At 72.8% G+C, this 13671-nt stretch carries 16 protein-coding genes and 1 riboswitch; of the genes, 7 read left to right on the plus strand and 9 right to left on the minus strand.

The window, feature by feature from the left end:
- Positions 1-4 precede the first annotated feature (4 nt).
- The 3 genes from DDW44_RS10405 to DDW44_RS10415 form a co-directional block, all read right to left on the minus strand.
- Positions 5-1939, minus strand: coding sequence for a hypothetical protein (locus DDW44_RS10405; protein ID WP_108906241.1), 1935 nt, complete (start codon positions 1937-1939; stop codon positions 5-7).
- Positions 1940-2047: 108 nt separating this feature from the next.
- Entirely contained in the window at positions 2048-2806 is a 759-nt protein-coding gene (locus DDW44_RS10410; RefSeq protein ID WP_244223999.1) for a polysaccharide deacetylase family protein, read from the minus strand.
- A gap of 344 nt (positions 2807-3150) precedes the next feature.
- Positions 3151-4230 carry a glycosyltransferase family 2 protein gene (locus tag DDW44_RS10415; protein WP_425275630.1) on the minus strand — a complete coding sequence of 360 codons (1080 nt, stop codon included), beginning with the start codon at positions 4228-4230 and terminating at the stop codon, positions 3151-3153.
- 21 nt (positions 4231-4251) lie between these two features.
- On the opposite strand from DDW44_RS10415, the gene DDW44_RS32685 reads away from it, so the two are divergent.
- On the plus strand, positions 4252-4524 hold the full coding sequence (locus DDW44_RS32685; RefSeq protein ID WP_244224202.1) for a hypothetical protein: 273 nt from the start codon (positions 4252-4254) through the stop codon (positions 4522-4524).
- 173 nt (positions 4525-4697) lie between these two features.
- Here DDW44_RS32685 and DDW44_RS10420 read toward each other — a convergent pair whose 3' ends face one another.
- The 4 genes from DDW44_RS10420 to DDW44_RS10435 form a co-directional block, all read right to left on the minus strand.
- Positions 4698-6419, minus strand: a complete 1722-nt coding sequence (locus DDW44_RS10420; RefSeq protein ID WP_108906244.1) for an urease subunit alpha — start codon at positions 6417-6419, stop codon at positions 4698-4700.
- Positions 6412-6759 carry an urease subunit beta gene (locus DDW44_RS10425; RefSeq protein WP_017948391.1) on the minus strand — a complete coding sequence of 116 codons (348 nt, stop codon included), beginning with the start codon at positions 6757-6759 and terminating at the stop codon, positions 6412-6414. Before DDW44_RS10425 ends, DDW44_RS10420 begins: the two co-directional genes overlap by 8 nt.
- 12 nt (positions 6760-6771) lie before the next feature.
- Positions 6772-7074, minus strand: a complete 303-nt coding sequence (locus tag DDW44_RS10430; protein WP_026281857.1) for an urease subunit gamma — start codon at positions 7072-7074, stop codon at positions 6772-6774.
- A gap of 136 nt (positions 7075-7210) precedes the next feature.
- Positions 7211-7831: a TetR/AcrR family transcriptional regulator gene (locus tag DDW44_RS10435; protein ID WP_017948393.1), complete on the minus strand. Its 621-nt coding sequence runs from the start codon at positions 7829-7831 to the stop codon at positions 7211-7213.
- A 128-nt stretch (positions 7832-7959) separates the two neighbouring features.
- On the opposite strand from DDW44_RS10435, the gene DDW44_RS10440 reads away from it, so the two are divergent.
- Positions 7960-8952 (plus strand): ABC transporter permease, encoded by a 993-nt coding sequence (locus tag DDW44_RS10440; RefSeq protein WP_108906245.1) that lies wholly within the window; start codon positions 7960-7962, stop codon positions 8950-8952.
- 167 nt (positions 8953-9119) lie between these two features.
- On the opposite strand, the gene DDW44_RS10445 is transcribed toward DDW44_RS10440, so the two are convergent.
- Entirely contained in the window at positions 9120-9410 is a 291-nt protein-coding gene (locus tag DDW44_RS10445) for a type II toxin-antitoxin system Phd/YefM family antitoxin (RefSeq protein ID WP_017948395.1), read from the minus strand.
- 119 nt (positions 9411-9529) lie between these two features.
- Here DDW44_RS10445 and DDW44_RS10450 point away from each other — a divergent pair, with 119 nt between their 5' ends.
- From DDW44_RS10450 to DDW44_RS10460, 3 genes are all read left to right on the plus strand, one after another.
- The gene (locus DDW44_RS10450; protein ID WP_108906246.1) at positions 9530-10165 is read left to right on the plus strand and encodes an ATP-dependent Clp protease proteolytic subunit; all 636 of its coding nucleotides are present in this window, start codon (positions 9530-9532) and stop codon (positions 10163-10165) included.
- A gap of 7 nt (positions 10166-10172) precedes the next feature.
- The gene (locus tag DDW44_RS10455; protein ID WP_017948397.1) at positions 10173-10481 is read left to right on the plus strand and encodes a hypothetical protein; all 309 of its coding nucleotides are present in this window, start codon (positions 10173-10175) and stop codon (positions 10479-10481) included.
- 364 nt (positions 10482-10845) lie between these two features.
- Positions 10846-11002, plus strand: a riboswitch (cyclic di-AMP (ydaO/yuaA leader).
- Between the two features lie 3 nt (positions 11003-11005).
- Positions 11006-11482 (plus strand): C40 family peptidase, encoded by a 477-nt coding sequence (locus DDW44_RS10460; RefSeq protein ID WP_108906247.1) that lies wholly within the window; start codon positions 11006-11008, stop codon positions 11480-11482.
- A gap of 208 nt (positions 11483-11690) precedes the next feature.
- Here the strand turns inward: DDW44_RS10460 and DDW44_RS10465 are convergent, their stop codons facing one another.
- A complete protein-coding gene (locus tag DDW44_RS10465; protein ID WP_018891124.1) occupies positions 11691-12131 on the minus strand; it encodes an ATP-binding protein in 441 nt (146 codons plus the stop codon).
- A 406-nt stretch (positions 12132-12537) separates the two neighbouring features.
- Here DDW44_RS10465 and DDW44_RS10470 point away from each other — a divergent pair, with 406 nt between their 5' ends.
- Positions 12538-13395: a helix-turn-helix domain-containing protein gene (locus DDW44_RS10470; protein ID WP_017948400.1), complete on the plus strand. Its 858-nt coding sequence runs from the start codon at positions 12538-12540 to the stop codon at positions 13393-13395.
- A gap of 15 nt (positions 13396-13410) precedes the next feature.
- Entirely contained in the window at positions 13411-13626 is a 216-nt protein-coding gene (locus DDW44_RS10475) for a DUF397 domain-containing protein (protein WP_108906248.1), read from the plus strand.
- Positions 13627-13671: the final 45 nt, after the last annotated feature.

Here is a 13671-nt window from a genome sequence, read left to right on the forward strand (position 1 = left end):
GGACTCACCTCGCTGGTGATCGGTGTTCGAGTACGACGCCGTAAGGGTGTTCCTCGACGACGGTGAAGAGCGGGGACGCCGCGAGCCTGTCGCGCAGCTTCGCGAAGCCGCCGGGAGGCAGCAGCCCCTCGCCCGCGGTGTAGACGTCCTGGGTGCGGGTGAGGATGACGTACGCCCGCGTCCCGGGCGGGATGCCGTCGGCCAGATAGCGGGCCGGGTCGGCGAGCATCCGTTCGTTCTCCGGGAGTTCCTGCTCGGCGAAGAACCAGTGCTCCAGCCGGTCGTAGCGGTGCAGCGCCTTCGGGAACGACCCGGTGGCGGCGAGGACCAGGCTTCCCTCGGGGGCCCGGTCGATCGACCTGGTGACCAGGGCCGTCTCCGCCGGCGGGGTGTAGTGCATCCTCTCCTTGCCGTAGTACGACGGGAGGAACCCGGCGGCGAGCGCGACCAGCGACAGGGGCAGCGCCACGGCGGCGGCGCGGCGGCGCACGGTCCTGGCGCGCGGTGAGCCGGCCCGTCCGCCGCGAGCGGCGCGGGCGGCCGGGACGAGTGCGGCGGCGGCGAAGAACGCGGCTCCGGGCAGGCCGAACAGGTAGACCCGGAAGAGCATTTCGCCGCCGTAGTCGTTGACGGCGAACAGCGGCAGCGGCGCCGCCGACACCAGCAGCAGCGGCAGGGCGCTGCGCACCAGCCTGCGCCGGGTGAGCACGGCGAAGGCGGCGGGCACGGCGATCGCGAGCACCATCAGCACATTGGCCAGGCCCGCGAGTTCGGGCCCGGGGCCGGTCAACCGGCCGGCGTATCCGGCGCGGGAGTTGCGGGTCAGCTCGCCGAGGGACTCGCGCAGGGTGCCGAGGGTCTCCATGAACAGCGGCCGCCCCATGGTCAGGTCCCAGGCCAGCATCACGGCGCAGGCGACCGCGAGGAGCCCGAAGTTGCGGTAGCGGCGGGTCAGCAGCAGGGCGGACAGCGACACGCACAGCATCACCGGGGTGAGCTGGTGCGAGGCGTTGATCGCCACGAGCAGGGGCACGAGGACCAGCACGCAGACGGCGCGCTGGCGGCGGCTGGTCGGCGGCGGCACGGCGGCCGCGGCCGGGTCGAGGAACGTGCGGTCCCGCAGCCTCCCGGCCGACCCCGGCAGCACGAAGTGGCGCAGCACCACCGCGAGTACGGTCAGATGCAGCAGGTAGGCGAAGCCCTGTGGGGCGAGGTAGTCCTGGCCGACCCAGTTGGCGAGCTGGTAGATCCAGACACCGGTCCACACCAGCCGCCAGTCCTCGGTGAAGGTCCGGTAGAGCAGGACGAGCACGGGCATCAGCAGCAGCCCGAGCACCACCGGTGCCCAGTTGAGGTACGCGGCCGCACTGTCCACGCCGAAGGAGCGCACCAGGGCGGCGTTGAGGCCGAAGAAGCCGGGCCACTGCTCGTAGGCCGCCATGTTCCCGGACAGCGGTGCGTGGGGCCGCAGTTCACCGTTGGCCAGCAGGGTGTCGATGACGGCGTCGTGCTTGGAGGCCCACGGATAGCGCACCGAGTCGTACAGCAGCGCGGGCGGGGCCTTCAGCGCCAGCAGCATCCCCACGCAGTACGCGGCCGGCCACCAGGGGGCGGTTCCCGCGCGCCGCAGCGCGAGCAGGAAGCCGGCGGTGAGCACCAGGAGCGCGGCGAAGAACGCGACCGGAAGCCGGTCGAGGAGCCCGTACTCCCCCATCGTCCGGAAGCCGATGCGCGGCAGCGCGTACCCCCACAGGCCGAGACCGAGGAGCAGGGGGAGCCAGGCGAGGCCGGGCAGGCGCGGCCGTCTCCGCGGCCGGGGGCCGGTGCCCGAAGGCGGGCGGGCGCCGGTGCCCGCGGGCGGGCGGTGGCCCTCGGCCCGCGGCGCCGCCGGCAGCACGCTGCTCCCGGTGACCGGTGTGGGCACGCGTTGCTGCTGCACCGTGCGACTCCCCCCACGGATGTGGACGCTGCTGTCAGACCGCTGTCCCTTTCAGCGAAGTATAGGAACCTGGTTAGGTTTTGGGCGGCTCTCGACCATCTTCGCCCGTCAGCCCGCGAACCGCGGGCCCCGCACGGCCGCCTGCGCCCTCCGGTAGAGCCGCCAGCCCACGGTCGGCAGCGAGTCCGGGTACGGGGCGACCCGTGCGCCCGTGCCGTCCATCCACGCCCGCACGTCGGCGGCGGTGTGGCCGCGGCGCAGGATGAGCCGGGCGATCCGGTATGCCTCGTCGGTCTCCGAGCTGAGCGCGTGGCGTACGGCGACGGCGGACTCGTACCCGGCGGCCCGGGCGGCCCGGCGCACGGCGCGGCTGTTGTAGCCGTGCGGGTAGGCGAGATGGCGCACCTGGTGGCCGAGGGCGTCCTCCAGTACGGCCTTGGAGTGGCGCAGTTCGTACCGCAGCCGCCGGGCGCCGAGCGTGTCGAGCTGGGCGTGGGTGACGGTGTGGCCGCCGACCTCCATGCCGTACTGCTCCAGCAGCGGCGCCTGGGCGAGCGTCATCATCGGCGCGGGCGGCAGCAGACTGCGGAGACCGGGCGTGATGGCCCCGGTGGTCAGATACGCGGTGGCGGGGAGACCGCGGGCGGCGAGCGCCTCGGCGGTGGGGCCGGGCAGATCGGCGAAGCCGTCGTCGAAGGTGAGGACGACGGGCCGGGGCGGCAGGGGTGCGCCCCGGCCCGCGAGGTGGTCGGCGAGGGCGCCGATCCTGATGGGCGTACGGCCGCTGGCGACGACGGCGTCGAGCTGGGCGGCGAACTCTGCGGGGCCGACGGTGAACTCGGCGATCCAGGCCGGTGGGTCGTCCATGACGGCGTGGTAGAGCAGCACGGGAATTCGGGTCTCCGGCAGGCCCGGGGGTTCCGGGAGGCTGCGGGGTTCCCGGAGGCCGCGGGATTGCCGGAGGCCACGGGATTGCCGAAGGGGCCGGGGTTGCCGAAGGGCCCGGCGTTCCGCGGGCGGGTGGGGCTCATAGGGGGCGCGGGACTCATGCGACGTACGGGACTCGGGTGGGGTACGGGACTCGGGTGGGGTACGGGACTCGGGTGGGGTACGGGACTCGGGTGGGGTACGGGACTCGGGTGGGGCGCAAGGCCTCTGCGGAACACGGGACTCCTGCGGTGCTCGGGACTCCTGCGGGGATCGTGGTGCCGTCATCTCTCCTCCCAGGGAAGCGGCAGACGGCGGACCCGGTGGCGGGCCCGGACATAGCCGAGGGGCCCGGCGAGCATCCCGCGCCGCTCCAGCCGGGAGAGGCTGCGCGGCCAGGGGTGGCCGCCGGCTCCGTGTTCCCCTGGCACGCCCTGGACCGCGCCCCGGCCCTCGCCCTGCACCGCGCCCTGCACCGCGTCCCGGTGCGCGGTCATCGAGCGGGCGTGGGCCAGACCGCGCGGCAGCCGGGCGAGCAGGGCCGGCAGCAGGCCCGGTCGGCGGGCGACGAGCGCGGTGAGGTACGCGGTGAGGCCGGCGCCGTAGCCGAACGCCTGGCTCCGCAGGTCATGCTCGGTCTCCCGGTGGTGGTGCCAGACGAGCGCGTCGGGCGTGTACCGCAGCCGGTGGCCGTCGGTGAGGATCCGTACGAACGCGTAGAGGTCGTCACCTCCGCGGGCCGCGGTGCCGGTGCCGGTCGCCGGGTCGAACCCGCCGGCCGCCCTGAGCGCCCCGGCGCGGAACGCCATGTTGGCGCCGGAGCCGAAACGGCCCGCGGTGAACGGGAACAGCGGCTCGTCGGCGGGCGGCCGCGCCGGGTCGTAGGTGCGGGGGGCGAAGCCCTTGGCGAAGCCGCCGTGGCTCTCCAGCAGGACCTGGGCGGGTGTGCCGAGCCGCGCGGGGAGGATCAGCCCGGTGACACAGCCGATGCGGGGGTCCTCGGCGAACGGCGCCGTCAGCGCGGTCAGCCAGTGCGGATCGGCGACGACGTCGTCGTCGGTGAAGGCGAGCACGGCGCCTTCGGCGGCGGCGACACCACGGTTGTGGGCGACGGCGAGACCGGGCACGGGCTCGTGCACATACCGCACCCGCTCGCCGTACTTCCGCTCGACCAGCTCCCGGGTGGCCCCGGTCAGCGGCGCGTTGTCGACGACGACGACCTCGAAGTCCGGGTGGTCCTGGGCGAGCAGCGAGTCCAGGGCGCGGCCGAGCGGGCCGGGGCGCTCGCGGGTCGCGACGACGACGCTGACGCCGGGCGCTCCGGGTCCCCCTGCGTACCCTTCGGGAGCCGCCGGGCCGGCCACCGAGCCGCCTACTGGGAGGGCGTGCGCCGGATCTACGCGCCGTTCGAGGCCGGACTGGCCTCGCCGACCGGGCGCGTCTACCACCACGAGATCCCGGGCGGGCAGCTGTCCAATCTGCGCACCCAGGCGGTCGCGCTCGGTCTGGGCGACCGCTTCGAGGACATCGAGGCGATGTACGCCGCCGCGGACCGGATCCTCGGCCGGCTGGTGAAGGTCACCCCGTCCTCGAAGGTGGTCGGCGACCTCGCCCTGCACCTGGTCGGTGCCGGGGTGTCACCGCGGGAGAAGCGATGACCGCCACCGCCACACCCCCGCGGACCATCCCGCCACGCGTCCGCCTGGAAGCGGGCCGGCCGCCCGGTGCCCGTCCCCGGCGGCCCCGGCACCCCGGTCCCGGCCGGGCGACCGGGGCGGGCCCAGGCCGTCGCGCGGGGCCCTGCTCCGCGTATCCATGACGTCGCTCATGGTCAGAACAGGAAGTAGCGCTGCGCCATGGGCAGTTCGCGCGCTGGTGCCGGCTCCACCGCGTCGCCGTCGATGGTCACGGTGAAGGTGTCGGCGTCGACCTCGACCCGGGGCAGGGCGTCGTTCTCCTTCATGTCCGCCTTGGTGACGCCGCGGGTGCTGCGGATCGGGACGAAGCGCTTGCCCAGGCCGAGCCGTCCGGGCAGGCCGTCCTCGATGGCGGCCCCGGAGACGAAGTTGAGCGAGTTGGCGGCGGGGGCCCTGCCGAGCGCGCCGAACATGGGGCGCGGCAGGACGGGCTGGGGGGTGGGGATGGAGGCGTTGGCGTCGCCCATCTGCGCGTACGCGATCTGGCCTCCCTTGAGGACGAGTTGGGGCTTCACCCCGAAGAACGCCGGCTCCCACAGCACCAGGTCGGCGAGCTTGCCGGTCTCGACCGAGCCGATCTCGTGGTCGATGCCCTGGGCGACGGCGGGGTTGATCGTGTACTTGGCGACGTACCGGCGGGCCCTGAGGTTGTCGGCCCGGCCGTCGCCCGGGAGGGCGCCGCGGCGCAGCTTCATCGCGTGCGCGGTCTGCCAGGTCCGCAGGACGACCTCGCCGACGCGCCCCATGGCCTGGGAGTCGGACGAGACGATGGAGATGGCGCCGATGTCGTGGAGGACGTCCTCGGCGGCGATCGTGGAGGGCCTGATCCTGGACTCGGCGAAGGCGAGGTCCTCCGGAACCGCCGGGTTGAGATGGTGGCAGACCATCAGCATGTCGAGGTGTTCCTCGACGGTGTTGACGGTGTGCGGCCGGGTCGGGTTGGTGGAGCTGGGCAGGACGTACGGCTCCGCGACGACGGTGATGATGTCCGGTGCGTGCCCGCCGCCCGCTCCCTCGGTGTGGTACGCGTGGATGGTGCGGCCCGCGATCGCCGCGAGGGTGTCGCCCACGAACCCGGCCTCGTTGAGCGTGTCGGTGTGGAGGGCGAGCTGTGCGCCGGTCTCCTCGCACACACCGAGGCAGGCGTCGATGGCGGCCGGTGTGGCTCCCCAGTCCTCATGGATCTTGAAGCCGAGCGCGCCGCCGCGCAGTTGGGAGTACATGCCTTCGCGTGAGGTCGTGTTGCCCTTGCCCAGCAGCCCGATGTTGACGGGGAAGGACTCGAGCGCCTCGAACATGCGGGCGAGGTGCCAGGGGCCGGGGGTGATCGTGGTCGCCTTGGTTCCCTCGGCGGGACCGGTGCCCCCGCCGACGAGTGTGGTGATCCCGGACGTCAGGGCCTGCTCGACGACGGTGGGCGAGATGAAGTGGACGTGGGCGTCCACGGCGCCCGCCGTGACGATCTTCCCGTTGCCCGCGATGACCTCGGTCTCGGGCCCGATGACGAGGTCCGGGTGGACGCCGTCCATCGTGTCCGGATTGCCGGCCTTGCCGATGCCGGTGATGCGTCCGTCGCGGATGCCGATGTCCGCCTTGACCACGCCCCAGTGATCGATGATCACCGCGCCGGTCAGCACCGTGTCCGGGGCGCCTTCGGCGCGTGTCGTACGCGACTGGCCCATGGACTCGCGGATCACCTTGCCACCGCCGAACACCGCTTCGTCGCCGGCGCGTCCGGGGCCGCCGGAGCGGTCCTCCTCGATCTCGACGAGGAGTTCGGTGTCGGCGAGGCGGATCCGGTCGCCGGTCGTGGGGCCGAAGAGGTCGGCGTACACCGCGCGGGTCAGCTCAGGCACGGGTGCCTCCGTTCTCCGGCCGGGCGCCGGGCGGGTCGAGCGGCCCGGCGGTCTCGCCGCGCAGGCCCGGGACGATGCGCCTTCCCGCGAGGGGTACGAGCCGGACCTCGACCGGGATGCCCGGCTCGAACCGGACGGCGGTGCCCGCCGCGATGTCGAGCCTGCGGCCGTGCGCGGCGGCGCGGTCGAAGTCGAGCCCGGGGTTGGCCTCGGCGAAGTGGTAGTGGGAGCCGACCTGTACGGGCCGGTCGGCGGCGTTGAGCACCGTCAGGCGGGTGGTCTCGCGGCCCTCGTTCAGCCGGACCGGCCCGTCGGCGTGCAGGATCTCTCCGGGGATCATCGGCGCGCCCCCTCAGACGATCGGGTGGTGGACGGTGACGAGCTTGGTCCCGTCGGGGAAGGTCGCCTCGACCTGGACGTCGTGGATCATCTCGGGGATGCCGTCCATGACGTCGTCGCGGGTGAGCACCTTGCGTCCGGACGCCATGAGTTCGGCGACGGTGCGCCCGTCGCGGGCGCCCTCCAGGATGTGGGTGGTGATGAGGGCCACGGCCTCGGGGTGGTTGAGCCTCACCCCGCGTGCCCTGCGCTTCTCCGCGACGTCCGCGGCGACATGGATGAGCAGCCGTTCCTGCTCATGCGGCGTCAGTTGCACGTTCCCACCTCACAGTCGGCCTGCCCGGGCGCGACCGGGTGCGGCGGACGATGCCGGACGCCGGCGGTCCGCCGGCGCTCCGCGGCCTGGTCGGCCGCCGAGGTCTGAACGTTAGGGCGGAAGTTTTTCCGGCGCGTTAACTGGCCTCCGGTACCCGCATGGACATCAGCGCGCGCAGCCCGTCCTCCAGGACCTCGACGCGCACGTCGCCGAACAGCGCCTGCTGGGCGATGAAGCCCTGGGCGGTGGCGATCATCGTCCGGGCCACATGGTCGGCGGGCACGCCGGTGGGCAGGACCCCGCTCCTCCGGTACGCCTCGACCACCTGCGACCAGGCCTGCCGCATGCCCTGGTAGCCCTCGTCCAGGATCTCCGCGAGCTGGTCGTTGCGGAGCGTCTCGGTCCAGACCTGGATGATGAGGCGGGCGAAGGCCTGCCGGTCGCCGCCGGGGACCTCCTCCTCCAGGAAGGTGCGCAGCACGCGTGCGAGCAGGACGTCGGGCGTCGGCGGCACCGCCATCCCGGCCGCCTCCTCGAAGGCTCCGCGTATGCCGGCGAACGCCTCGCGGGCGATGGCCGAGATCAGTTCGTCCTTGCCCTTGAAGTAGCGGTAGACGGCGCCGGCGGACAGTCCCACCTCGCCGAACACGTCCTGCATCGACGTGGCGTGGAAGCCGTTGCGGGCGAAGCAGCGGGCGGCGCCGTCGAGGATCTGCCGGCGGCGGGCCTCGAGGTGCTCCGGGGATACACGAGCCATGATCCCAATTTAAAACGAACATTCCTTCTTGACAACCGGCGTTCCGGCCAGGAAAGTGGCGTTGACGTAAAACGAACGATCCTTCTTTTTGAAGGCCCGGACCCGGCACCTGGCACGAAAGAGGACCCATGTCCACCGCCTCCCCGGCCCGCCGCACGATCGCGGTGATGCTCCTGATACCGGCCGTCGTGGCCTTCGCCCTGTGGGCCTTCGCCTGGCCGGCGGCCCGCCTGGCACCGCACGACCTGCCCGTCGGCGTCGCGGGCCCCGCCGCGTCGGCGGCACCTCTGGAGCGGCACTTCGAGCACCGGCAGGGGGCGTTCGCCGTGCACCGCTTCGCCGACGAGGCCGCGGCCCGGCAGGCGATCGAGGACCGTGTCGTATACGGAGCGGTGGTGACGACGCCGGAGGGGCCGAAGGTACTCACGGCATCCGCCGCGAGTCCGGTGGTCGCCCAGTTGCTCAGGGACTCGGTGGCGGCGGGCGCTCCGCCCGGCGTCCGCCTGGCCACCGAGGACGTGGTGTCCACCCCCGCCGGCGACCCCCGGGGCGGCGCTCTGGCCTCCAGCGTCCTGCCGCTCGCGCTGGCGGGTGTGGCGGCCGGGGCGATGGTGACCGGACTCGGACTGCGCGGCACCCGGTCGGTGGTGGCGCTGACCGGGGCGGCCGCTCTCGTGGGCGTCACCGCGACCGGGCTGACGGACAGCTGGCTCGGGGTTCTGGCGGGCGGCTGGTGGGCCGAAGCGGGAGCGTTCACGCTGGCCACCCTGGCGGTGGGGGCCACCGTAGCCGGTCTCGCGGCACTCCTCGGACCGGCCGGAATCGGCCTGGGCGCGCTGCTGGTGGTGCTGCTGGGCAACCCGTTCTCCGGCGTGGCGACCGCGCCGGAACTACTGCCGGAACCGGCCGGTCTGATCGGCCAGTGGCTGCCGCCGGGCGCCGGCGGGTCTCTGCTGCGGTCGGTGGCGTACTTCGACGGCGGCGGCGCCGGCGGGCCGGCCCTGACCCTGACGCTGTGGGCGGTCCTGGGCCTGATCGCGGTGCTGATCGGCGGTCACCGCCGCACCACCGCCCCCGCGCTCACCGCTACCCGCCCCGCCGGACCGGCACCGGCGGGCTGACCGCCCCGGCGGGCTGACGCCGGGTGGGGGCCCGAACCGGCCCCCGCGTCCCGGCGGCACCGAACGGCCGCGCGCTCCCGCTGTAGCGGACGGGAGCGCGCGGCTTCGCCGTATCCGCCGCGCGGGCGGGACGGGACGCCGCCGGCAGGGTGTTCCGGGCCCGTGGGTCAGGGGCCGCCGCCCGCGCCCGGCGCCCGGTGCTCGGCCGCGATGCCGAAGCGGCCACGTTCGCCGGCAGCGGACGGCCTGCCGGGGGGCGGCGTCGACACCGAGGTGGTCACGGAGCCCTCCACCGCGTGCTCCGCGGTCTCCAGTCGCTCCAGGTCAGCGGCGGACACCAGAGCCACGAGCGGCTTCCCGTGGCGGGTCACGACGACCCGCTCGCCACCGTAGACGACGCGATTGATCAGGTCGGCGAGCTCAGCTCGCGCTTGCGTCACCGGAATCTCGTAGGCCATGCTCCTCATCATAGTGGTCTGTACGTCCTGTACATTTTTGCCGAAGGTCAGGTCGCAGCAGGCACCGCAGACACCGCAGACACGGCCGCCCGGAGCGGCCGCCGGAGGAGTGGTACGCAGTGGAACGTCCGTCCGCCCGTCACGTCCTGCCCGAGTTCACCGAACGCGCGAGCGGCCGAGAGCGCACGCTCGATCCGTACTCCAAGCTGCTGTCCGAGCGGATCGTCCTGCTCGGCGCTCCCGTCGACGACACCTCGGCCAACGACGTCGTCGCGCAGCTGCTGTACCTGGAGTACTCCGCACCGGACCGGGACATCGCGCTCTACATCAACTCGCCGGGCGGCCCGATCAGCGCCATGTCCGCCATCTACGACACCATGCAGACGGTGACCTGCGACATCGCCACCACCTGCCTGGGCCAGGCCGCGTCGACCGCCGCCGTACTGCTCGCGGCCGGCGCCCCGGGCAAGCGCACGGCCCTGGCCGGTGCCCGGGTGCTGGTCCGGCAGCCCTCGCTGCCGGAACCGGCGCAGGGGCAGCCCACCGATCTGGACCTCCGGGCGCAGGAGTTGCTGCGGCTGCGGGAGCAGCTCACCGTCATGCTCGCCCGCCACTGCGGCCGGAGCGTGGAGCGCGTCGCCGCCGACCTGGAGCGCGACACGGTGCTCGACGCCGCGGGAGCACGGGAGTACGGGCTGATCGACCACATCGTCAAGAACCGGAAGGCCGCCCCGACTTCCGCCGGCGACCGGTGAGGGGACGGTGCTGCCACCGGAGCTGCCGCCGCTGCCCGCCCTGACGCACGCCGAGAGCGAGTTCATCGACCGCTACCTCGAAGTGATCGACCAAATGGGAAGGATCAACCCGGCACGCGGGACGCACACGTATGGCGCCCTGCGCGCCGCACAGGCACTGGTCGCCGGCGCCACCGCACTCCGCGACGCCCTGACGGTCATGCACACGCGCGGTGAGAGCGAGCTGCACGCCACCACATTGGCCCGCGCACTGCGGGTGTTGGGCGGAGAGCGCAGAGCGTCACGGGTCACCCTGCCGCCGGAGGAACCGAGTTGACGAGCCGCCGCGCACCCCCTGTCGTGAGCCCTCCGGTGCGCCCGTGATGCGTACGACCGGGTGTCGCCCATCCGGACCACCGGCGGCTTCGGCTTTGGTCCCGTGCGAGTTGCGCGACGGCGTGGCCCGAACGGCCCAACGACCGGCTCCGCCGCAGGTACGGGGCTCATCACCCGGGGACGCCGGGTCCCCCGAACGGCTCTGTCCACTCGAACAGATCAGTGGTGAGGAGCCTCACAAACCGTCGTTTCGAGTCGGAAATCGGGCAGTTCATGGGTCAAGATCCGTGGGACGACAAGCCCCCGCCACCGCGGCGGGGCGGTCCGGGCGGACGCCGAGTCCTGCCGCCGCACCGGATGCCTGGTCGACATGAGGGCTTCGGCAGGAGTGGAGGACCCAGCAGTGCGGGCCGGCCGCCGGATCGGTGGCGGGTCCTTGGGGTGAAGCCGCGTACGCGGCCGGGCGTCTTCGCCGGTCCGAACCCGACAGGTCATCCTTCACAGGCGGCTGACGAAGGGTTGCGCATGACTGCGCAGACACATCTCCCGTCCCTGCTGTCCCGGACGGGTGCCGTCTCGGCACTCACGATCGCCGCCGTCGGCGGCTCACTGATCGTGCCGGGCGGCGCACCTGAGGCGCACGCCGCCTCGACTCACGCGACGAAGGCTCTCAAGGTCGCCGCGTCGAAGAAGGGAGCCCCGTACGGGTACGGAGCCACCGGTCCGAACCGTTTCGACTGCTCGGGGCTCACGCTCTACGCCTACAAGAAGGCGGGCAAGAAGCTGCCCCGCACGGCCCAGCAGCAGTACAACCGCACCCGCCATATCTCCGCCTCCCAGCGCGAGCGCGGTGACCTGGTGTTCTTCCACTCGCGTGGGTACGTCTACCACGTCGGCATCTACGCCGGGGCGGGGAAGATCTGGCACTCGCCCAAGAGCGGTTCCGTCGTGAAGCTGACCAAGATCTGGTCCAAGAGCGTCCGCTACGGACGGGTGCGCTAGCCGAGCCGGCATGTCCGCCGCCCCGTGCGCCGACGAGTGCACCGGGCGGCGGACACGCCCCGCCGGGGGGCGCCGGAACCGCCCCCGTGCGCGGCGACTCGGCGGTGGGCGCGGCCGGTCCGGCGCGGCCGGAGCGGGACGGCCGCGCCACCCGGGGCCCGGCCGGAGCCGCCACCCGGGGCCAGGCCCGCCCCGCGCGCCCGGACCCTCACCGCGGATGATCGGCGGCGGCCGCCCTCCAGGGCATGGCGATCCAGACGGTCTTGCCACCCTCGGGTGTGGGATCGACGTACAGCCTGCCGCCGCATTCCGCGGTGAGCCAGCGGATGATCACCATGCCGCGGCCGTTGTCCTGCTGCACGGCCGCGGGCAGGCGCTGGGGCCGGCGCGGATGGCTGTCCGTCACACCGACGCACAGACGCTCGTCGCGCTCGAGGCGGACGTCGACCGTGAAGGTCGGGGACAGCCCGAAGGTGTGCTGGACGGCGTTGGTGGCGAGTTCGGAGACGATGAGACGAACCGTGTCCGCGGTGCCGTCCTCCCCGGGCAGTCCCCACTCGGCGAGCACCTCGGAGACGTATCTGCGCGCGGCGGATACCGAGGCGGGATCGCTCGGCAGAGTGACGGAGGCTTCCTGATGGTCTGCCATGGCGAGCTGTCCCTTTCCCACCGGGGCTGCCGGAGCGCGGCACACAGCGGATTGGATGCCGGAACAGCCTCGGACTGCGCTTCGCGCCAGACTGCCACTGTTGCCGCCCCCTTGGGAGCGGATCCACCGGGATATGCATATATCTGTCCCTCAAAGCGGTGAACTCTGCGACGCGAGAGCGTATTTGGGCTCAGACTGGGCGTTTGGCAGTGCGCCTGCATGTGCCCCCGAGCGGTCACCCGTGCCGGGCCGCCCGGTGCCCCGGCGGCGGCCCGGCAGCCGCCGGAGGACGCGAGAGGACGCCAGGGGACACGAGAGGACACCAAGGGACACCGCGCGACACCAGGGGGCGGCAGAGGATACCGGAGGACACCGGGGGACACGAGAGGATGCGAGGAGACACGGCATGCGGCAGGGTCCCGCGGTACGCCGGCGCAAGCTCGGGGAGGAGTTGCGGGGTCTGCGGCTGGGCGTCGGCCTCACAAGCCGTGAGGCGGCACTCCTCGTCGGCTGGAACCAGTCGAAAGTCAGCCGCATAGAGACCGGAACGAGCGGTGTGAAACCGGCCGATGTCGCGCTGCTGCTGGACGCCTACGGAGTGGCCGACCAGCGGCTGCGCGAGCTGCTGGGGACGCTTGCCGACACCGCGGACGGCGGGGGAAAGGGCTGGTGGCACGCCTATCGCGGGGTGATTCCGCCGCAGTACCGGGACTTCATCAGCCTGGAGTCCCAGGCGAGCGCGGCGCGCACGCTGGAGACCTCCGTGGTGCCCGGGCTGCTCCAGACGCCCGACTACGCGCGGGCGGTGACCCGTTCCGCGCTGGAGGGTGTGCCGTCGGCGACGGTGGACTCGCTGGTCGAGGTGCGCATCGCACGCCAGCGCGTGCTTCGGGCGGAACGCCCGCTGACCTTCAGTGCGGTGCTGGACGAGGCGGTCCTCCGGCGCCGGGTGGGGGGCCGGGAGGTGATGCGCGGTCAGCTGCGCCGGGTGCTGGAGATGGCCCAACTCCCGCATGTGCGCCTGCAGGTGCTGCCCTTCTCCATGGGCGGCTACGTGGGACTGACCGGATCTTTCGTTATCTTCTCCTTTCCGAACACTTCTGATCTGGACGTGGTTGTTCTCGACCACTTGACGAGTAGTCTCTACCTCGAACGGAAGGAAGACCTGGAGACGTACGGCGCCGCCTTCCGCACCATGCAGGCGCATGCGCTCTCCCCGACCGACTCGTTGGATCTCGTCGCAGGGATCCGTGACGGCGTGTAGGGAAGGCACCCCCCGATGTCTGCTCACGACGCATGTGTACGCCCCGAGCCCGGCACGTCCTGGCGGCGCAGCAGCCGCAGTGTCGGAATGAACAACTGCGTGGAGACCGCACGGTGCGGCGAAGGCGCCGTGGCCGTGCGCGACTCGAAGAACCCGAGACTGCCGTACCTGGTGTTCTCACCGGGCGCCTGGACCGGATTCGTCCACGGACTGGGCACTCCACCGCGCTGACCGGCCGGAGCGGCGGGCGCGAGACGCTGCCGCGCCGGAACCGGA

Source organism: Streptomyces tirandamycinicus (assembly GCF_003097515.1).
Taxonomy (GTDB): Bacteria; Actinomycetota; Actinomycetes; order Streptomycetales; family Streptomycetaceae; genus Streptomyces; species Streptomyces tirandamycinicus.

Excerpts from the sequence above, each read along its gene's own strand:
- DDW44_RS10410 (WP_244223999.1), bottom strand. The coding sequence starts at position 2,806 with ATGGACGACCCACCGGCCTGGATCGCCGAGTTCACCGTCGGCCCCGCA.
- DDW44_RS10425 (WP_017948391.1), bottom strand. The coding sequence starts at position 6,759 with ATGATCCCCGGAGAGATCCTGCACGCCGACGGGCCGGTCCGGCTGAAC.
- DDW44_RS10435 (WP_017948393.1), bottom strand. The coding sequence starts at position 7,831 with ATGGCTCGTGTATCCCCGGAGCACCTCGAGGCCCGCCGCCGGCAGATC.
- DDW44_RS10440 (WP_108906245.1), top strand. The coding sequence starts at position 7,960 with ATGTCCACCGCCTCCCCGGCCCGCCGCACGATCGCGGTGATGCTCCTG.
- DDW44_RS10445 (WP_017948395.1), bottom strand. The coding sequence starts at position 9,410 with ATGGCCTACGAGATTCCGGTGACGCAAGCGCGAGCTGAGCTCGCCGAC.
- DDW44_RS10460 (WP_108906247.1), top strand. The coding sequence starts at position 11,006 with ATGACTGCGCAGACACATCTCCCGTCCCTGCTGTCCCGGACGGGTGCC.
- DDW44_RS10465 (WP_018891124.1), bottom strand. The coding sequence starts at position 12,131 with ATGGCAGACCATCAGGAAGCCTCCGTCACTCTGCCGAGCGATCCCGCC.
- DDW44_RS10470 (WP_017948400.1), top strand. The coding sequence starts at position 12,538 with ATGCGGCAGGGTCCCGCGGTACGCCGGCGCAAGCTCGGGGAGGAGTTG.
- DDW44_RS10475 (WP_108906248.1), top strand. The coding sequence starts at position 13,411 with ATGTCTGCTCACGACGCATGTGTACGCCCCGAGCCCGGCACGTCCTGG.